Annotated in this window: 14 protein-coding genes; 7 read left to right on the forward strand and 7 right to left on the reverse strand. The window is 61.9% G+C overall.

Annotation, left to right across the window (positions count from 1 at the left end):
* Positions 1 to 121 precede the first annotated feature (121 nt).
* Together VXL81_RS06775 and prpE are read right to left on the reverse strand one after the other, a co-directional pair.
* Positions 122 to 1,549 (reverse strand): amidase family protein, encoded by a 1,428-nt coding sequence (locus VXL81_RS06775; RefSeq protein ID WP_416553452.1) that lies wholly within the window; start codon positions 1,547 to 1,549, stop codon positions 122 to 124.
* A gap of 128 nt (positions 1,550 to 1,677) precedes the next feature.
* Positions 1,678 to 3,567 (reverse strand): propionate-CoA ligase PrpE, encoded by a 1,890-nt coding sequence (gene prpE, locus VXL81_RS06780; RefSeq protein WP_416553454.1) that lies wholly within the window; start codon positions 3,565 to 3,567, stop codon positions 1,678 to 1,680.
* Positions 3,568 to 3,607: 40 nt separating this feature from the next.
* Here prpE and VXL81_RS06785 point away from each other — a divergent pair, with 40 nt between their 5' ends.
* Positions 3,608 to 3,787, forward strand: a complete 180-nt coding sequence (locus tag VXL81_RS06785) for a hypothetical protein (RefSeq protein ID WP_340545256.1) — start codon at positions 3,608 to 3,610, stop codon at positions 3,785 to 3,787.
* Positions 3,788 to 3,872: 85 nt separating this feature from the next.
* On the opposite strand, the gene VXL81_RS06790 is transcribed toward VXL81_RS06785, so the two are convergent.
* Positions 3,873 to 6,161, reverse strand: a complete 2,289-nt coding sequence (locus tag VXL81_RS06790) for an NADP-dependent malic enzyme (RefSeq protein WP_416553456.1) — start codon at positions 6,159 to 6,161, stop codon at positions 3,873 to 3,875.
* Between the two features lie 152 nt (positions 6,162 to 6,313).
* Between VXL81_RS06790 and VXL81_RS06795 the strand changes: the two genes are divergently transcribed.
* From VXL81_RS06795 to VXL81_RS06820, 6 genes are all read left to right on the forward strand, one after another.
* A complete protein-coding gene (locus tag VXL81_RS06795; RefSeq protein WP_416536257.1) occupies positions 6,314 to 7,411 on the forward strand; it encodes a cupin domain-containing protein in 1,098 nt (365 codons plus the stop codon).
* Between the two features lie 154 nt (positions 7,412 to 7,565).
* Positions 7,566 to 7,958, forward strand: a complete 393-nt coding sequence (locus VXL81_RS06800) for a cytidine deaminase (protein WP_340545259.1) — start codon at positions 7,566 to 7,568, stop codon at positions 7,956 to 7,958.
* Positions 7,959 to 7,961: 3 nt separating this feature from the next.
* Positions 7,962 to 9,272 carry a thymidine phosphorylase gene (locus VXL81_RS06805; RefSeq protein ID WP_416553458.1) on the forward strand — a complete coding sequence of 437 codons (1,311 nt, stop codon included), beginning with the start codon at positions 7,962 to 7,964 and terminating at the stop codon, positions 9,270 to 9,272.
* A complete protein-coding gene (locus VXL81_RS06810; protein ID WP_416553460.1) occupies positions 9,272 to 10,489 on the forward strand; it encodes a phosphopentomutase in 1,218 nt (405 codons plus the stop codon). The genes VXL81_RS06805 and VXL81_RS06810 overlap by 1 nt, the downstream gene beginning before the upstream one ends.
* 156 nt (positions 10,490 to 10,645) lie before the next feature.
* Positions 10,646 to 11,278 (forward strand): uracil phosphoribosyltransferase, encoded by a 633-nt coding sequence (gene upp, locus VXL81_RS06815; RefSeq protein ID WP_014874324.1) that lies wholly within the window; start codon positions 10,646 to 10,648, stop codon positions 11,276 to 11,278.
* 229 nt (positions 11,279 to 11,507) lie between these two features.
* A complete protein-coding gene (locus VXL81_RS06820) occupies positions 11,508 to 12,839 on the forward strand; it encodes an SPOR domain-containing protein (RefSeq protein WP_416553462.1) in 1,332 nt (443 codons plus the stop codon).
* 609 nt (positions 12,840 to 13,448) lie between these two features.
* Here VXL81_RS06820 and VXL81_RS06825 read toward each other — a convergent pair.
* The 4 genes from VXL81_RS06825 to VXL81_RS06840 all read right to left on the reverse strand — a co-directional run bounded on the left by VXL81_RS06825 (position 13,449) and on the right by VXL81_RS06840 (position 18,496).
* Positions 13,449 to 14,201, reverse strand: coding sequence for a VOC family protein (locus VXL81_RS06825; RefSeq protein WP_416537372.1), 753 nt, complete (start codon positions 14,199 to 14,201; stop codon positions 13,449 to 13,451).
* A 4-nt stretch (positions 14,202 to 14,205) separates the two neighbouring features.
* Positions 14,206 to 15,288 (reverse strand): ribosome small subunit-dependent GTPase A, encoded by a 1,083-nt coding sequence (rsgA, locus tag VXL81_RS06830; protein ID WP_416553464.1) that lies wholly within the window; start codon positions 15,286 to 15,288, stop codon positions 14,206 to 14,208.
* A 457-nt stretch (positions 15,289 to 15,745) separates the two neighbouring features.
* Entirely contained in the window at positions 15,746 to 16,756 is a 1,011-nt protein-coding gene (locus tag VXL81_RS06835) for a hypothetical protein (protein ID WP_340545265.1), read from the reverse strand.
* A gap of 111 nt (positions 16,757 to 16,867) precedes the next feature.
* Entirely contained in the window at positions 16,868 to 18,496 is a 1,629-nt protein-coding gene (locus VXL81_RS06840; RefSeq protein WP_416536245.1) for an AMP-binding protein, read from the reverse strand.
* Between the last annotated feature and the right edge of the window lie 9 nt (positions 18,497 to 18,505).

Consider the following 18,505-nt stretch of genomic DNA (forward strand, 5'->3'; position numbering starts at 1 on the left):
TATCGGAAAATCCGGGGGTCGGTGTGAGCCGAGTCCCGGGTTTCCTTATCCGCGAGCGTGTTGGTTTCCCGCGGTTCTTTTCGCGCACCCATAGTATGTATCCGACCATCTGCCAGCCGGGTTAGAGCTGCTCCCACAGTCTGTCACACATGCGCCCGATCCGATCCTCAATGGCGATACAGGCGTCCACTGCCATGTCCTCGCGCCAGCGCGATGCTGCGATCTGCACATTGATCGGCTGCGATCCTGAGGGCAATTTGGCAAGGCGGCTGGGAACCGAGGCCGCAGGCAGGCCGAGGAAGTTCATCGCATAGGAATAGACAGCACAGCCCAGCACCTCATGCACGCCTGCCGCCCCTTCGGTGTCGCGGTCGGGTTTGAAAAATGGCTGCGGCAGGAACGGGGTCAATACCAATGGGTAGCGCTGCATGAAGAGCGACCAGTCACGCGCGTATTGCGTGCGTTTGGCCATCATCTGCAACAGCTCGACGCCGGCAAAGGGCGGGAATTCCTCAAAATAGACTGCAAAGATATCCCGCACCGTTTGCGACCCGGCTGCGTCAACATCGTCTTTCATCAGGGCATAGACCTCGCCCATCAACGCGCGGTACCCTGTGCGCCCGGCATCGAAGACATCGGGGAGCAGGGTTTCCTCGACGATATAGCCTGCATCCAGCAGGGCTGCGCGCGCGTCATCCAAGGCGGCCTCCACCTGCGGGTGGAGTTCGTAGCCGTAGGTCTCCTTGGAAAAGGCGACGCGGATTGGGCCTTCGGTGGCCTGACCGTGCCAGGGCATCGGCACGTGGAAGGGATCGCGAGGATCGGGCGCAATAAGGCTGGGCATCGACAGATGCAGATCCCGTGCCGTGCGGGTGATCAGCCCCTGTACGGACATATTCTGCGCCAGTATTCCACGCTCTGCGCTTTGGCTGGGGTTCCAGGCAGGCACGCGGCCAAGGCCGGGTTTGACGGTTACCGCGCCATTGGCAGCGGCGGGAAAACGTAAGGAGCCGCCGATGTCATTGCCATGGGCCAGCGCGCCGATCCCGGCCATCACCGCCGAACCGGCCCCGCCGGAGGAGCCGCCAGGCGAGATATGGCGCCCCCAGGGATTATGCGTGCGCCCAAAGAGCGGGTTGTCAGTGTCGGCGCGAAAGGAGAACTCAGGCGTGTTGGTGCGGCCAATCACGACGGCCCCTGCATCCTGGAGGTTCTTCACCACCGGCGCATCATCCGGCGCGATCAGGTCCTTCAGCGCGGTCACACCGTTGGAGGTGGCGTGGCCCTTCTGATCGACGTTGATCTTGATGGTGACCGGCACACCGTGCAGTGGACCGGGCGTGGCACCCGCATTGCGCGCCTTGTCCAGCGCTCTGGCCCGCTCCAAGGCGTCACTGCTCAGATCCTCGACAACGGCATTCAGATCGGGATTGACCGCTGCCATGCGGTTGATGGAGGCGTCAACGGCGGCTTCGGCGGTCAGATCTCCCGCTTGGGTGTGCTGTGCCAGTTCCGTTGCGCTCAGGCGCCAGATGTCGATGTGTGTCATATACATGCCTCCTTCCCGGCAGGGTAGGCGGGCACGACCGAGTTGCAAGGAAAACCGCGCGGCACATCATACAAAGACAGGCTCCGCCGGGTGGCGAAGCCTGCGTTTGTCAGAAGCCTGCGCGCGTCTTACTTCGCGTATCCGAGAGTTTGCAGCGCTGTGGTGATCTCGTCCAGAATGGCCGGGTCATCGATGGTCGCGGGCATCTTCCACGGCGTGCCGTCGGCGATGTTCACCATCGTGCCGCGCAGGATCTTGCCGGAGCGGGTCTTGGGCAGGCGGTCCACGACGCAGGCCAGTTTGAACGCCGCCACCGGGCCGATCTTCTCGCGCACCAGTTTCACCACCTGCGCGACTACCTCCTCATGGGGCGTGTTGCAGCCAGCATTGAGGCAGAGGAAACCCAATGGCATCTGCCCCTTGAGGCTGTCGGCGACGCCAATTACCGCGCATTCAGCGACATCCGGGTGGCCTGCCAGCACTTCCTCCATGCCGCCGGTGGACAGGCGGTGGCCCGCCACGTTGATCACGTCATCCGTGCGCGCCATGATGTAGAGATAGCCGTCCTCGTCCTTCATCCCGGCATCGCCGGTCTCATAGTAGCCGGGGAAGGTGGTGAGGTAGCTTTTCTTGAAGCGGTCCTCAGCATTCCAGAGCGTCGGCAGCGTGCCCGGCGGCAGCGGCAGTTTCACCGCAATTGCGCCCAGCTCGCCCGGCGCCACCGGGTTGCCGCCTTCGTCCAGAATATCGACTTCATAGCCCGGCATCGGCACGGCAGGGGAGCCGAGCTTGACCGGCAGCTCCTCGATCCCCAGCGGGTTCGCGGCAATCGACCAGCCGGTCTCTGTCTGCCACCAGTGGTCGATCACCGGCACCTTCAGCTGCTCCTGCGCCCAGGTGATGGTGTCGGGGTCCGCACGCTCGCCGGCCAGATAGACCTGTTTGAGGCAGCTGAGGTCGTATTTCTTGACGAACTCGCCCTTCGGGTCCTCGCGTTTGACTGCCCTGAAAGCAGTCGGCGCGGTGAAGAAGCTCTTGACCTTATGCTCGGAAATCACCCGCCAGAAGGTGCCCGCATCGGGCGTGCCGACGGGCTTGCCCTCGAACACGATTGTGGTGTTGCCGTGAATAAGCGGCCCGTAGCAGATATAGCTGTGGCCCACGACCCAGCCCACATCCGAGGCGGCCCAGAACACGTCGCCGGGATCGACGTTATAGATGTTCTTCATGGTCCAATTGAGTGCCACCAGCTGGCCTGCGGTGTGGCGGATCACCCCCTTGGGCTGGCCAGTGGTGCCGGAAGTATAGAGAATATAGGAAGGGTGGTTGCCCTCAACCGGCACACATTCGGCAGGTTCCACACCGTATTGGAAACCGTGCCAGTTCACGTCGCGGCCTTCGATCAGCTCGGCCACTTCCTGCTCGCGCTGGAAAATAACGCAGAAGTCGGGTTTGTGGGTGGCCAGGTCGATGGCGCCGTCCAGAAGTGGTTTGTAATGGACCGTCCGCCCCGGCTCCAACCCGCAGGAGGCGGCGATGATCGCCTTGGGCTTGGCATCGTCGATCCGTACCGCCAGCTCGTTGGCGGCAAAGCCGCCGAACACCACTGAATGCACCGCGCCAATGCGGGCGCAGGCCAGCATCGCCTCCAGCGCCTCGGGGATCATCGGCATGTAGATGATGACGCGGTCGCCTTTTTCCACGCCCTTGGCCCGCAGCGCCCCGGCCAGGGTGGCGACACGGTTGCGCAGCTCAACATAGGAGATTTCGCGCTTCGTCTGGGTGATGGGGCTGTCGTAGATGATCGCCGTCTGCTCTCCCCGGCCTGCTTCGACATGACGGTCGACAGCGTTGTAGCAGGTGTTCACCTTGGCATCGGCAAACCATTCGTAGAGCCCATCGCCCTTGTCGGTCAGGGCCTTGCTCGGCGCGCGATCCCAGCTGATCGACGCTGCGGCTTCCATCCAGAATTGTTCCGGATTGGACCTCCAGCCCTCATAGACCTCTGAATACGACATGCGGTTCCTCCTCACTCATCCTTGGAGGTGAGTTAGGCGCATGGATCGCCACCGGGCAAGCGTGCTGGGCGACGTCGCGTCAGATTGGCGCAAGAAATTTGCATTTTTTGCCGGTGTGGCGTTGCAAAGTTTTGCAAACAGGGTGCGTTCGCGGAATTTACAGCAAGATGAAGCGCAGTTTGCAAAGTCTCTGCGCAAGCCTCAGAAGCCGGTCGTCTGAGGGAGGGTGGGGCAGGCACTCTGATTCGAGGCCACGTGCCTGCTCTGTTTGTGGCGCTGCGGGTTCCGCGCCCCGCAGCCAGCCGTCAGCTGTAGTGGGCGACGGGCGTTCCGGCGATTGCCGCCATGTTCAGCAGCCCGCGGGCGGTGATCGAGGGGGAGACGATATGCGCGCGATTGCCCATGCCCATCAGGATCGGCCCGACCTCCAGCCCGCCGGCCCGCATCTTGAGGATGTTGCGCACACCGCTGGCGGCATCGGCATGGGCAAAGATCAGCACATTGGCCTCGCCCTCCAGTCGCGAATTCGGGAAGATCCGGCTCCGCAGCTCAGGATCCAGCGCGGTATCGATATTCATCTCGCCTTCGTAGATGAAATCGCGGGGCGTCCGGTCGAGGATCTCGATGGCGGCGCGCAGCCGTGCGCCGGAATCGCAGCTGGTATTGCCAAACTGCGATTGCGAACACAGGGCGATCTTTGGCTCCAGGCCAAAGCGGCGTACGTGGCGCGCGGCGCCCAGAACCGTTTGCGCAATCTGTTCCGGGGTTGGTTCGATCCGCACATGGGTATCACCGATGAACAGCGGCCCGTCCTCAAGGATCATCAGTGACAGCGCCCCATGGGGCTCATAGCTGCCACCGCCAAGCACCTGGTTCACGTAGTTCATATGCCAGCGATATTCGCCAAAGGTGCCGCAGATCATGCTGTCGGCCTCGCCCCGGTGGACCATGATTGCGCCGATGGCCGTGGTGTTGGTGCGCATGATCGCCTTGGCCAGATCCGGGGTCACGCCTTCGCGCTGCATCACGCGGTGGTAGCTGGTCCAGTAGTCGTAGTAACGCGGATCGTTCTCCGGGTTCACGATCTGGACGTCGGTGCCGGGGCGGATGCGCAGGCCCAGCCGTTCACAGCGGGTTTCGATCACCTCGGGCCGACCGATCAGGATCGGCGTTTCGGTGGTCTCTTCAAGGATGCCCTGAGCCGTGCGCAACACCCGCTCATCTTCGCCCTCGGTGAAAACGATGCGGCGCGATGCAGCCTTTGCCGCCTCAAAGACGGGTTTCATCAGCAGGGCGGATTTGAATACGGTCTGGTTCAATTTCGCGCGGTAGGCGACAAGATCATCAATCGGACGCTGGGCGACACCGCTGTCCATGGCGGCCTTGGCCACGGCGGAGGACACCACACCGACCAGACGCGGGTCAAACGGCTTAGGGATGAGGTAGTCGGCGCCAAAGGTCAGCTGTTCGCCCTGATAGGCGGCTGCCGCCTCGGCCGAGGTGGTCATCCGGGCCATTTCGGCGATACCCTCGACACAGGCGATCTGCATGGCGTCGTTGATCTCTGTCGCGCCCACATCCAGCGCCCCACGGAAGATGAAGGGGAAGCAGAGGACGTTATTGACCTGATTGGGAAAGTCGCTGCGGCCGGTGGCGATGATGGCGTTGGGGGAGACGCTGCGCGCCACATCCGGCAGGATCTCGGGGTTGGGGTTGGCCAGGGCAAAAATGATCGGACGATCCGTCATCTTTGCCACCATCTCCGGTTTCAGGACATTCGGGCCGGACAGGCCGAGGAAGAGGTCCGCGCCCTCGATCACCTGATCCAGCGTGCGCAGGTCGGTTTTCTGTGCAAAGGCGGACTTATGCGGGTTCATATCCTCGGTGCGGCCTTCATAGACCAGCCCGTGCAGGTCGCAGAGCCAGATATTCTCACGCTTCACGCCCAGTTTCACCAGCATATTGAGGCAGGCAATCCCCGCCGCGCCACCACCGGTGGAGACAATCTTGATGTCTTCGAATGTCTTACCCGCGACGTGCAGTGCGTTTTTGGCGGCTGCGCCCACGACGATTGCGGTGCCGTGCTGGTCATCGTGGAAGACCGGGATATTCATCCGCTCGCGGCAAATCTTTTCCACGATAAAGCAGTCGGGGGCCTTGATATCCTCAAGATTGATCGCCCCAAAGGTCGGCTCCAGCGCGCAGACGATCTCGGCCAGCTTCTCCGGATCGCTTTCGTTTACTTCGATATCGAAACAGTCGATGCTGGCGAATTTCTTGAACAGGACGGCCTTGCCTTCCATCACCGGTTTTGACGCCAGCGCGCCGATGTTTCCAAGGCCAAGGACCGCTGTCCCATTGGTCACAACCGCGACCAGATTGCCGCGCGACGTGTATTTCGCCGCGTCCGCAGGATCGGATTTGATTTCGATGCAGGCCTCTGCCACGCCCGGCGAATAAGCCCGCGCCAGATCGCGGCCATTGGCCATCGGCTTGGTTGCGCGGATCTCCAGCTTACCGGGGTTGGGATAGGCGTGATAGTGCAGCGCGGCATCGCGCAGGGTTTGGGTGTCGGACTTTGGATTTTTGGTCATCAGGCGCTCCAGAGACTATAGTTTAGCATTAAATGACTTTTGACGTCAGGGAAACAGACTATTCTCGTTGGGTGTTTGGGGGCTTTCGCAAGAGCTTGCGCCCGAGCGCGCTTGGTCTCACTGTGTGGCAAAAGACCAAAAGGGAGCGAAGAATGGCGGATACGATTGCGGAGCTGCGGCTGCCGACGCAGGAGCTTCGGGACGACATCCCGTTTTACACCAAAACCCTCGGGATGAAGCTGGACTCGATCTATCCGGCAGATGATCCGGCTATCGGGGTGTTTTCGGGCCATGGACTGCGGCTGCGGATCGAGCGCGGCGCCGCTGAATCACCCGGCACCATTCGCATCCTGACTGATGATCCCGATGGGTTTGCCGGTGGTGCCCGCAGGCTGACCGCTCCCAATGGCACCCAGATTGAGATTGAAGAGCGCAACCCACCACTGGTGATGCCCGAAACAGTGCATAGTTTTGTGGTGCGGCGGCTGAAGGATCAGGCGCCATGGATCATTGGGCGCGCGGGTATGCACTACCGCGACCTGGTGCCGGACCGGCTGGGCGGCTCGATCATCGCCAGCCACATCCGCATTCCCGACGGCGGCCCGGTGCCGGATATGGTGCATTTCCACAAGGTGGGCTTTCAGCTGATCTTCTGTATCCACGGCTGGGTTGATGTCGTCTATGAGGATCAGGGAGACAAGATGCGGCTGACCGCCGGTGATTGCTTCATCCAGCCGCCGGAGATCCGCCACCGGGTGCTGGAGGCCAGCGACAATGTGCAGGTGATCGAGATCGGCGTCCCGGCCGAGCATGTGACCGAGATCGACCACGAGATGACCCTGCCGACGCCGCACTACCGCCCCGAACGGGAATGGCAGGGTCAGCGGTTTGTTTACAACAAGGCAGAAGGCGCCGAATGGATGCCGTTCCGCCTGCCGGGCTACATCTGCCGCGACACGACGATTGCCGAGAATACCAAGGGCGTCGCAGGCGTACAGGTGGTGCGCCGCGGAGAAGGCGCGCCGCAGTGGGCCGCGCATGACACCGATATCCATTTCACATTTGTCATGAACGGCACAGTCACGCTGGAGGGCGAGGGCCGCGAGCCTTATCAATTGGAACAGGGCGATGCCTTCGTCATTCCGCCGGGGATGAAAACCCGCCTCAGCGCGCCGTCGGATGATGTGGAACTGCTGGAGGTGACGCTTCCGGGTGTGTTCAACACCAGCTTGGCAGAGCCAACGGTCTGACCGCAGATCCTGGGTGGATCATCAGGCAATAGCGGTATTGGCCGGAGGATGTGATATTGTGGTTCAGCTTGGTCGAGGGGGCTTTCGCTCCTTCGGCAAATTCAGCTATCGTCTCAAATTCTGACCAGTTGATCAAAAAAATCAGGGAATCGCCATGAGCCTCAAAGATGCTGCCACCGCCGTTCGTGAAAACGCACACGCGCCTTATTCCAACTTCAAGGTCGGTGCGGCGATCCGGGCAGCATCCGGGACGGTCTATGTTGGCTGCAATGTGGAAAACGTCGCCTACCCAGAAGGCACCTGCGCAGAAGCCGGTGCCATCGCCGCAATGGTTGCCGCAGGCGAGACAAAGCTTGAGGCGGCATATGTGATTGCCGATTGCCCGGCGCCAATCCCGCCCTGCGGCGGCTGCCGTCAGAAGCTGGCGGAGTTTGGCGCGCCCGAGGTGAAGGTGACGCTTGCCACCACAGATGGGCTGGAGCGCGAAACCACGATTGGCGATCTGCTGCCCGGTGCCTTTGGCGCGGACCATATGGAACGGAGCTGAGCCATGGACGCACGCGCGATCATCGCCAGCCTGCGCCGGGGAGAGACACCCGGCGATGAAGACCTGCGCTGGTTTGCCGAAGGATTGGCCAATGGGGCTGTCTCGGATGCGCAGGCGGGTGCGTTTGCCATGGCGGTTTGTCTGCAGGGGCTTGGCGTCGATGCGCGGCGGGCCTTGACGCTGGCAATGCGTGATAGCGGTGACGTGCTGCGCTGGGATCTGGATGGGCCGGTGCTGGACAAACACTCTACCGGTGGGGTCGGCGATTGCGTGTCGCTGCTGCTGGCACCCGCGCTGGCGGAATGCGGTGCCTATGTGCCGATGATCTCCGGTCGGGGTCTGGGCCATACCGGCGGGACGCTCGACAAGATGGAAGCCATTCAGGGCGTCAGCACCCAAGTGTCCGAACAGGGGCTGCGCAGCATGATGCAAAGCGTAGGCTGCGCCATCGTCGGGGCGACCGCAGAGATCGCCCCGGCAGACAAGCGGCTATATGCGATCCGTGATGTCACCGCCACGGTGGATAGTCTGGACCTGATCACCGCCTCGATCCTGTCAAAGAAACTGGCGGCCAGCACCGATGCGCTGGTTCTGGATGTGAAAATCGGCTCCGGTGCCTTTATGAAAACGCTGGAGGAGGCCGAGGCGCTGGCCCGCAGTCTCACTGAGACGGCGAATGCGGCCGGTTGCAGGACGTCGGCGCTGATCACTGATATGAACCAGCCTTTGGCGCCCGCGCTGGGCAACGCGTTGGAGGTGGCGGAGGTCATGCGGGTGCTGACCGGTATCTGCGGTCAGGCGGGCGCCTTGGCGGAGCTGACAGCGGAGCTGGGAGGTGTCTTGTTGGCACATGGCGGATTGGCGGCGCAGAGCGATGCCGGGGCGGATATGATCCGCAAGGCCATTGCCAGCGGGGCGGTTGCCGAACGTTTTGCCCGAATGGTCGCCGCGATGGGCGGCCCGACCGATTTCGCAGACCACTGGCAGACAATTCTGCCGACGGCTCCGGTGGTACGCCCCATCACCGCAGATCGGGCGGGCCATGTTCACGCCATCAATGGCGAGGCGCTCGGCCTTGCGGTCGTGCGGCTGGGCGGCGGGCGGATGATCGAAAGCGACGTGGTCGACCCCTCCGTCGGACTGGCGGAGCTGGCGCCGCTTGGATGCACGCTTTCAGTCGGCGATCTGATTGGTGTGATCCATGCCGCTGATGAAGACGCCGCTGATGCAGCCGAGGCCAGTCTGCGCGCAGCCTATCAGCTGTCTGACAGCGCGCCGGAGCCGCTGCCGCTGATCTACACGAGGGTTTCGTAATGGCGCGTGCGTTTCTGGTGGTGATGGATTCCGTCGGTATCGGTGGTGCGCCAGATGCTGGTCAGTATTTCAATGGTGATCTGCCGGACATTGGCGCAAATACGCTGGCCCATATCGCCCAGGCCTGCGCTGCGGGCCGCGCAGAGGAGGGGCGCAGCGGTCCGCTGCAGGTGCCAAATCTGGACCGCCTCGGATTGGGGGCTGCCGTGGCGCAGGCCTCGGCGGTGCCTTGCCCTGATCTGGGTGGGGCGGAGATTATCGGGCGCTGGGGTGTCGCCCGCGAGATCAGCCGGGGCAAGGATACCCCCTCTGGTCATTGGGAACTGGCGGGCCTGCCGGTGCCTTGGGATTGGTGCTATTTCCCGGATCAGACACCCGCGTTCCCGGATGATCTGGTGGCCCATGTCTGCGCGGCGGCCGGAACCAAGGCTCTACTTGGCAATTGCCATGCCTCGGGTACTGCGATCATTGCCGAACATGGCGCCGCGCATATGCAGTCGGGGCAGCCAATCTGTTATACCTCTGCCGATAGTGTCTTCCAGATTGCCGCCCATGAGGAGAGCTTTGGTCTTGGCCGGTTGTTGGCGCTCTGCGAGGCGGTGGCCCCCTATCTGCACGCGATGAAGGTGGGGCGGGTGATTGCGCGACCCTTTGTCGGCACGCCCGAGACCGGATTTCAGCGCACCACAAACCGGCGTGACTACGCCATCATGCCGCCTGAACCGATCCTGACCAATTGGGTGCAGGATGCCGGTCGACCAGTGCACGCCATCGGCAAAATTGGTGATATTTTCTCGATGCAGGGGATTGATACGCTGAAGAAAGGCGATGACGCGAGGCTGATGCGGCATTTGCAGGCGGCTGTGGCTGAGGCCGAGGACGGCAGCCTGACCTTTGCCAATTTTGTCGAGTTTGACAGCCTCTACGGGCATCGTCGCGATATCTCGGGCTATGCGCGGGCGCTGGAATGGTTTGACCAAGAGATCGGCAAGCTGCTGCCGCATCTGCGGGATGGCGACCTGCTGATCCTGACGGCCGATCATGGCAACGATCCGAGCTGGCCCGGCACCGATCACACCCGTGAACAGGTGCCGGTGCTGATGGCCGGCGCGGGGGCCGGACCGCTGGGCAATCTGGCATTCGCGGACGTGGCAGCGACCGTGGCGGACCATCTGAAAATCCCTGCTCAGGGGCCGGGCCGGTCGGTGCTGACCTGATTGAAGCGGGCGGATGAGATGGCGTCCTCGGCAGCGTCTGCGCGCTGAACGGCGCCCGAATTTGCAGCGGTTGGAGACAATAGCCGACAAATCCGCCTTGCCTGTCCCACAGTGCAGGCACTAAGAGAGATTGAATTTTCCTGAAAGGAGCGCCCAATGTCCGATCATCTGACCGTTGTCGACCACCCGCTGGTGCAGCACAAGCTCACCCTGATGCGCGACAAGGGCACCTCTACCGCCGGTTTCCGCCGCCTGCTGCGCGAGATTACCCAGCTGTTGGCCTATGAGATCACCCGCGAGATGCCGCTGACCACCACCACCATCGACACTCCGATGGAGGAAATGGAGGCACCCATCCTTGCGGGTAAGAAACTGGCGCTGGTTTCGATCCTGCGGGCGGGCAACGGGATGCTGGACGGCGTGCTGGAACTGATCCCCTCGGCACGGGTAGGCTTTGTCGGTCTCTACCGGGATGAGGAAACCCTGCAGCCAGTGCAATATTACTTCAAGGCACCCGAGGGGCTGAAGGATCGGTTGGTCATTGCGGTAGATCCGATGCTGGCAACCGGCAACAGTTCGGCCGCGGCCATCGACCTGCTGAAAGAGGCCGGAGCAAATGACATCCGTTTCCTCTGCCTGCTGGCCTCGCCCGAGGGGGTGGAGCTGATGAAGGAGAAGCATCCGGATGTGCCGATCGTGACGGCCTCGTTGGACCGGCAGCTGAACGAGAAGGGGTATATCCTGCCCGGGCTCGGCGATGCGGGTGATCGGATGTTCGGCACCAAATAAGCCTGCGGTCCGCGTGCAGTTCTTGGGGCGGCATGGACACAAGGCACGGCCATCAAGGCAAGGGCGTCTGGCAACAGGCGCCTTTTCCATGTCCGTCGGGTGACACACCCGGGTGCGGGGAGGGTAAGGGTCGCGATGTCTCTGGGATCTTTCGTTAAATCGGGGAAACCCTGCTTTACTCAGATTCGCTTTTCGGGCATCCTGCGGCCATATGTTGTGGGGCTCTCGGATGACGCTTACTAGAATTATTGCAAGTGCTTTGATCGCGGCGGCCTGCTTCGGCACAGCAGAGGCGCAGTCGATCCGCCCCACCGAACCGCCGGCAGAATTTCCGCCCGCCTCCTTTGCAGGCAAGCAATATATCGACAGTCGCGGCTGTGTTTTCATTCGGGCGGGGATCGACGGCAATGTCACCTGGGTGCCGAGGGTAACCCGCAGCCGCAAACAGCTTTGCGGCTTCCAGCCCACTGAGCTTGCTGCGGCCCCCAGTTCGCCGAGAGCCACTTCGGCTCCGGTGCCGGAGCTGATCACCCTGCCGGAGGGGCAGCGAGCGAATAATCTGGAAGGCGCCGTAACTGCAACTACAGAGCCGGTTGCAGCAGCGCGCGCGCCGCAGACCGTCACCACCACCAAGCCGCAGCGCAGTGCCGTGCGACAGGCAAAACCGCTTCGGGTTGGCACATCAACGGCGAAGCTGCCGCGCCGACAGCCACTGGATGATGCCTATCGTCCGCCCGTCAGCACCGTAACCACGGCCAGTTCGGCGCCGGGCTTTGGCCGCTGTCCCGGCGCGTCTGCCCTGAGCCAGCAATATATCAACCAGACGGGCAACGTGCGATGCGGGCCGCAGGGGGGCAGCAGCCGCCTGTCCTCGGTTCTGGATCCCAACACCCGCGTTGTTCCCAAGCATGTCTATCAGGAGCGCAGCCTGAGCCGAGGGCTGGTAGTGCCGCAGGGGTATCGCCGCGCATGGGAGGATGACCGTCTTAATCCGCGCCGGGCGGAGATGTCGCTGGGCGGCGTACTCGCGGCGGCCAACGATGGCGTGCCTGCGGGATATGTGCGGGTGATCCATCAGGATCGCTACAATCCGAACCGCGGACCGCAAACCGGCGCGATCTGGACGCGCACCGTCCCCCGCGAAGGCATTCGCCGTCCGGTCGATCGACCGGTTGTGAAGCTTTCGCAGAGACAGCTTGCAGGAGATGCGAGCACGTCCGTGGGCACCGATGAGGAGACCCTGGTCACCCGTCTGTCGACCCGGTCGGCGCCTTCCGGCGATGCGACATCAGCGCGCGCGGCCTCGGCTTCGATGGCCAAACCTCAGTCATCTCCGGCTACGCGGTATGTGCGCGCGGCGACCCTCGCCGATGTAAGTCAGGCCGACGCCGTGGCTCAACGGTTGCGCCAAAAGGGGTTGCCGGTGCGTCTGGGTCGGGTCAACCGCAATGGTCAGAGTCTGCAGGTCGTTCTGGCAGGGCCTTTTGTCGGGGAGGCGGCGCAAGCGGCCCTGTCGACAGTGCGCGCGGCCGGGTTCTCTGGCGCGCGGCTGAGCAAGTAATCACGACGGTGGGTCCGGTCAGCCACGTTGTTTGGCCAATCTGCGTTCACGCAACGGAGCGGGGGCGGCTTGGCGCGGCGCTATGATTGCGCCAACCGCTTTTAGAACGTCAGAGATATTTGACTTTTTCGTCTCATCATTAACCCAACACGGCCCCGGCCGAACTCCTCCTTCACAACATTGTCGCAATATCGGCAAATGGCTCGCGGACGTTCTGTATTGTCCTAACAATTGCGCCGCGCCATTGTGCCAATATGCGTCAGCCCACAAAGCAGCATTTAGATAGACGTGACCGCCGCAACGCCGATCTTCGAGTTCGGGGAAGCTCCCTTGCAAGGATTGCCTGCGAATTGGGAGTGACGGACTCTGCGGTACTTTGGTAGGCAAAAGAATGAGTAGATCGCAAAGATTGAGCAGGCGTTGGCCGACGCTTCGCAAACTACGCCAGAGCAGCTTTCCCCTGATCTTTGCGAAGAGAACTAGAGCGGCCATCCATGGGCGACGCAGCGAAAGCGGGCAGTGAGCCCTGAGTTACGGATACTGCAGAGCGTACAAATGTCCGATCTGCAGTTCCTGTGAAGAATTGGCGAACTGCTAGAAAGTGGTCGTCTATTCGATGCCAAGAGCAAATGGCGCGCCGTCTGGATCACACAGGATGGGGTTACGGGCTTGAAAAGTTCCCTTCACATCCACAGGAGCCGGACGCGCCCCTTCGGCTTCAGCAGCACGGCAGGCATCGGCGACTGAAGCAACCTTGATGCACGGGACCCAAGCTGCATTTGAACCGATTGGCCAGGTCGCGGCATGTTGGAGTGCAACAAGATCGCCCTCAGGCCCGAGGAGTGCAAGACAATCCGTGTCCTGCTCGGGAGAGACCTTCCATCCAAAAAGCTCTGCATAGAACGCCAGCGGGAAGTCAGTCCCGTTGCCGACGTACACGTCAGGGCCGAACTGCCGGTGCGGAACAGGGAAGCTGTGCCGGGACAGCGAAATCCCGACCAGAGCACCGAGCGGATCGCGGACGAGTGCGTTGCGACCGACACCCGGCACCTCGAATGGCTCCCGAACGATCTTGCCTCCGAGCGTGGCGACGCGTCTGACCGCCGCGTCCACGTCGGGAACCTCGATGTAGGCGATCCAGCCATTTTCCTGCTCGGCAGGCGTCTCGGCCAACCCCGCACCCGCTTCGTCCCCGGAGAGGGCGAGGATGAAATCCTTCTCGCCGCCTCCCCAGGCAAAATCCGTCGCCCGCTCGACTTCATACGTCCATTTGGCCACGTGCTGGTAAAATGCCATCGAACACGCCCTGTCCGATGTGAAAAGATCGTGCCATACGATTTGACCTGCTTTCGACTGCGTCATCGTCTTACCTCCTGACATCTTTGATTTTCTTGACGCCGCGCACCATTTTTCCGAACGCCCTGTCGCGCGACCTGCGTTCCACAAGGCTCGCGGAGTTGAACGCGTCCTCCGCTATCAGCTTACGCCATCTGCCAAGCCGACGGGCATCGAGAACGCCATCATCAACAGCCGTCAGAATCGCGCATCCCGGCTCGGTCTCGTGCTGACAGTCGTTGAATCGACACCGCGCGGCCAACTCCTGAATATCGGCAAAGAGATCATTGATTCCGTCCGCCGCATCGGTGAGCTGCAATTCCCGCATGCCCGGCGTGTCCAGGATCAGACAGCCATTGCGCATAGCATGAAGCTCACGCCGCGTCGTCGTATGCCGCCCCTTCGCGTCGTCCTCGCGAATGGTCTGGGTCTCGATGGATTGGCTGTCGAGCAACGCATTGGCCAGCGTCGATTTCCCAACACCGGATGAGCCAAGGAACGCTACCGTCTTGCCGGGCTTGCACCAGGTCGCAAGGTCTGTCTTCGGGGCAGAACCGCGCGCGTCAAGTGCGACGACGTCGATTATGTCCGACACCGCGTGGGCCGCGTCAATGTAGTCTTGAGGATCCGCCAAGAGGTTGGTTTTCGTGAGGACGATGACGGGCGTGATCCGCGCCTCGAACGCCAAGGAGGCATAGCGTTCAAGCCGGGCCAATTTGAAGTCCTGATTGCAGGACGTGACGATAAAGGCCGTATCAATGTTCGCCGCGATTAGTTGTTCCTGCCGGTCGGTGCCGGGCGCGCGCCGCTTGATAAGGCTGGCACGCTCAAGAGCCCGACTGGACCGCGGGTGCGACTGGTCCAGCAACAGCCAGTCCCCGACAGTCACATCGGCTCTGGGCGGAAGGATGGTATCGATGCCGTCACCAAGGGCGTGCAGCCCGCTGCGATGCACTTCGACAACGCGAACAGGAGGTATCGCGGCCATGTCTTCCACGCTAACTTGCTGGGTGAAAAACGGTTGCCATCCCAGCGCATGAAGGGGGCTGAGTTTGGCCTGTGATCCGGTGTCGCGCGCGCGACGCGGAAGGAAGTCTGAGTAATCCCTCGTCATAGGGTGTTCACTTTCATGTCTCTGGCCCAAGTCAATTTTGGGCGCCGATGGTAGGAAACGAGTGAGCACATCAAACCGACCCGTCAGCTACAAAGTGACGGCGATGTTTGCGATCTTGTATGTGCTCCGGGAGGCGCGCTGCCTCCCTTCCTTACCAGGACATGAAATCTCCATTACAGATGACGTGCAGATAGTGGGGAAACATGCACAACACAACCGTTGATGGCTGATTTGGAACTCGTATTCAGGTATCTGTAGCAGCCATTCAGCAGGAAAAAGGGTATGTCAGCTCCGTCGCATTCTGCCGACCCTGGAAACGTTCGCAGTGAAGTTCCGATCGGGATTCCGAATGCTCGACGTTTGCGTCAGTATTGCGTGCAGCGGCCCGGTGACAGGATGCAGAAATCTCAACGCATCGTGTCAGAGATGCGATGTGTTCCACACCGGAGTTGGTGGATCAGCCGCAGATGCTTTGTAGCTGCACCCAGTCGCGGTCATTCAGTACCGGCTGCAAGTCACGGCCCGCCATCGGATCGGCCTCGATCAGGCCGAGCACTGTTTCACCGGTAATGTCCTGAGCGTAGGCATAGGGGCTGGAGGGAACGGCAGCACGGGCAAATTCAGCGAGTGTCGTGGCCTCGTCCGGCGTGGGGCGCGGCGCGCTGATGACGGTTTCCGCATAACGGTCGAGGGTTGCACGGGTCAGTTCACCGGTTGTGAGCATCCTGAAGGTGGCGCGAATGCCGCCCGCGGCCAGAAGCTCGGCCAGGGGGTCTTTTTCCACCGCACGGGCGCGCTCCACCAGTACCGCGCCAGCTGCTACCGCCGGATCTTCGTGATCCTCCACCAGCTCGCGGTTCAGAAGCACGATGCCACCTGGTAGATAAAGGCTGCTGGCCACGCCGCTGCGCAGGATCACCAACTGACGCACATCCAGCCGCTCTGCGAGACGTTCCAGAATGGGCGCGGTCTCCAATGTGCTGCAGGCCTGACCTGACACCCGTTCGATCCGGCCAAGCAGCGCCTGTCCTAGCGCCTTGCGTTTGATGTCCGGCACCACATTCACTGTATGCGAGAGCAGCGCATCGGGCAGCCAGAACACCGCCAGACCGGTCACGACAGCCAGCGCCGACAGCAGCGTCACCGAGCGAAGGCGACCGGGGCGGGCACGAGCGCGGGTGAGGGCGGATTGCAAACGGTCGATTGCGTCCAGCATCGCGGTTTCATCTTCGGCGATCTCCAGCGTTTCGCCCTGATCTCCGTAAGGGTGGAACAACGCGGGGAAACTGCCGGGGTTCTGTCGCTCTAGTGCTGCCAGTGACCAATGGGCCAGTGGCCGGTCATTCATATCCGCAATGGTCAGGGTCGCGTCGCCAACCGAGACGATCACATCGCGCCGCTGCGCGTCAGGGGCAGCCCGCCACAGCGCAGCAGCTTCCAGCCGTTGATATTCCCGCAATGCCGTCATGAATGGGGCGCGTCCTCACCGTCGATTGTTCACAGATCAAATAGCACGCAGCCCCCAGCGTCAGCAATTGACTTTGCGGCAGTTCGCGCCTGCTTTGGTCAGGAAACCGGGTCAGAGAGCCTTGGCCTGCTGGCGCAGTTCGAATTTCTGGATCTTTCCGGTCGATGTCTTGGGAAGTTCTTGGAAAATCACCTGTTTTGGCGCTTTGAAACCGGCCAGCGTTTCGCGCGCAAAGCGGATCAGTTCGGCAGGATCAACCTCCGCGCCGGGCTTCAACTCGACAAAAGCACAAGGCACTTCGCCCCATTTTTCGTCAGGTTTGGCAACCACCGCGGCTAGGTTCACATCGGGGTGCCCCATCAGCACGCCCTCAACCTCCACCGAGGAGATATTCTCGCCGCCGGAGATGATGATATCCTTGGCGCGGTCGGCGATCTGGATATAGCCATCGGGATGCTGCACGGCGATATCGCCGGAATGGAAATACCCCCCCTGAAAGGCCTCGGCGGTGGCTTCGGGGTTCTTCAGATATCCCTTCATGACCGAATTGCCGCGCATCACGATCTCACCCTGATCCTGACCGTTCATCGGAATCTGCTGCATATCGTCGGACATGACCGTAATGTGATCCATCATCGGGAAGGCCACGCCCTGACGCGCCTTGATCGCGGCCCGGCCCTGCTGGTCCAGTGTGTCCCAGCTGCCGCCTTTCCACAGGCATTCGGTGACGTGGCCATATGTTTCCGTCAGCCCGTAGACCTGCGTGACATGAAAGCCGATAGCCTCGATCTTTTGCAGGGTGGCCGGGGCGGGCGGGGCGCCGGCGGTGAAGACCTCGACCGTGTGATCAAAGCTGCGCCGGTCCTCTTCGGGTGCGTTCACCAGCATATTGAGCACAATTGGCGCACCGCCGAAATGGGTCACCCCTTCGTCGGCAATCGCATCGTAGATCGCGGGCGCGGTGATATCGCGACAGCACACCAGGGTGCCACCCAGAACCGGCATCATCCAGGTGTGGTTCCAGCCGTTGCAGTGAAACAGTGGTACAATGGCAAGGTATTTCGGCTGCATCACCATGCGCCAGGAAATCACCGTGCCCATGGTCATCAGATAGGCGCCACGGTGATGGTAGACCACGCCTTTCGGGCGGCCCGTGGTGCCGGAGGTGTAGTTGAGCGCAAGGCTTTCCCATTCGTCCTGCGGCATGATCCAGTCGAAATCATGGGAGGCAGCGGCCAGAACATGCTCGTAGACCGGGTGCCGACCGGACGCCGGATAGGCTGCCTGATCATCCGGGACCTCAATGATCAGCGGTCCCGGGCCGTCGCAGGCTGCTTTGGCCTCTTCGGCGAGTGGCAGGAACTGGCTGTCGACCAGCACGACCTTGGCCTCTCCGTGGTCGAAAATATAGGCGACCGTGCTGACGTCGAGACGTGTGTTGATCGTGTTGAGAACGGCACCGCAGGCAGGCACGCCAAAATGCGCTTCGGCCTGGGCCGGCAGGTTGGGGATCAAGGTCGCCACCACGTCGCCGGGGCGGACGCCCATCCCCGCAAGCGCCGAAGCCAGCCGCGTGCAGCGATCATAATAGGCCGCATAGGTCTTGCGATGGCTGCCGTAGATGACGGCAGGGACATCGGCAAACACATGCGCGGCCCGGCGCAGATGTGACAGCGGCGTCAGCGGCACATAGTTGGCGGCGGTTTTCTCCAGTCCCGACTCGTCCGACATCCAACCCATTTCGACCCC

It is taken from the genome of Phaeobacter sp. JH204B (assembly GCF_048055755.1).
Classification (GTDB): Bacteria; Pseudomonadota; Alphaproteobacteria; order Rhodobacterales; family Rhodobacteraceae; genus Phaeobacter; species Phaeobacter bryozoorum.

Bases quoted from the DNA above. Each gene is read 5' to 3' on its own strand.
- VXL81_RS06825 (WP_416537372.1), bottom strand. From the start codon at position 14,201: ATGACGCAGTCGAAAGCAGGTCAAATCGTATGGCACGATCTTTTCACA.
- rsgA (WP_416553464.1), bottom strand. From the start codon at position 15,288: ATGACGAGGGATTACTCAGACTTCCTTCCGCGTCGCGCGCGCGACACC.
- VXL81_RS06810 (WP_416553460.1), top strand. From the start codon at position 9,272: ATGGCGCGTGCGTTTCTGGTGGTGATGGATTCCGTCGGTATCGGTGGT.
- VXL81_RS06805 (WP_416553458.1), top strand. From the start codon at position 7,962: ATGGACGCACGCGCGATCATCGCCAGCCTGCGCCGGGGAGAGACACCC.
- VXL81_RS06835 (WP_340545265.1), bottom strand. From the start codon at position 16,756: ATGACGGCATTGCGGGAATATCAACGGCTGGAAGCTGCTGCGCTGTGG.
- upp (WP_014874324.1), top strand. From the start codon at position 10,646: ATGTCCGATCATCTGACCGTTGTCGACCACCCGCTGGTGCAGCACAAG.
- VXL81_RS06840 (WP_416536245.1), bottom strand. From the start codon at position 18,496: ATGGGTTGGATGTCGGACGAGTCGGGACTGGAGAAAACCGCCGCCAAC.
- VXL81_RS06800 (WP_340545259.1), top strand. From the start codon at position 7,566: ATGAGCCTCAAAGATGCTGCCACCGCCGTTCGTGAAAACGCACACGCG.
- VXL81_RS06790 (WP_416553456.1), bottom strand. From the start codon at position 6,161: ATGACCAAAAATCCAAAGTCCGACACCCAAACCCTGCGCGATGCCGCG.
- VXL81_RS06785 (WP_340545256.1), top strand. From the start codon at position 3,608: ATGGATCGCCACCGGGCAAGCGTGCTGGGCGACGTCGCGTCAGATTGG.
- VXL81_RS06820 (WP_416553462.1), top strand. From the start codon at position 11,508: ATGACGCTTACTAGAATTATTGCAAGTGCTTTGATCGCGGCGGCCTGC.
- VXL81_RS06795 (WP_416536257.1), top strand. From the start codon at position 6,314: ATGGCGGATACGATTGCGGAGCTGCGGCTGCCGACGCAGGAGCTTCGG.
- prpE (WP_416553454.1), bottom strand. From the start codon at position 3,567: ATGTCGTATTCAGAGGTCTATGAGGGCTGGAGGTCCAATCCGGAACAA.
- VXL81_RS06775 (WP_416553452.1), bottom strand. From the start codon at position 1,549: ATGACACACATCGACATCTGGCGCCTGAGCGCAACGGAACTGGCACAG.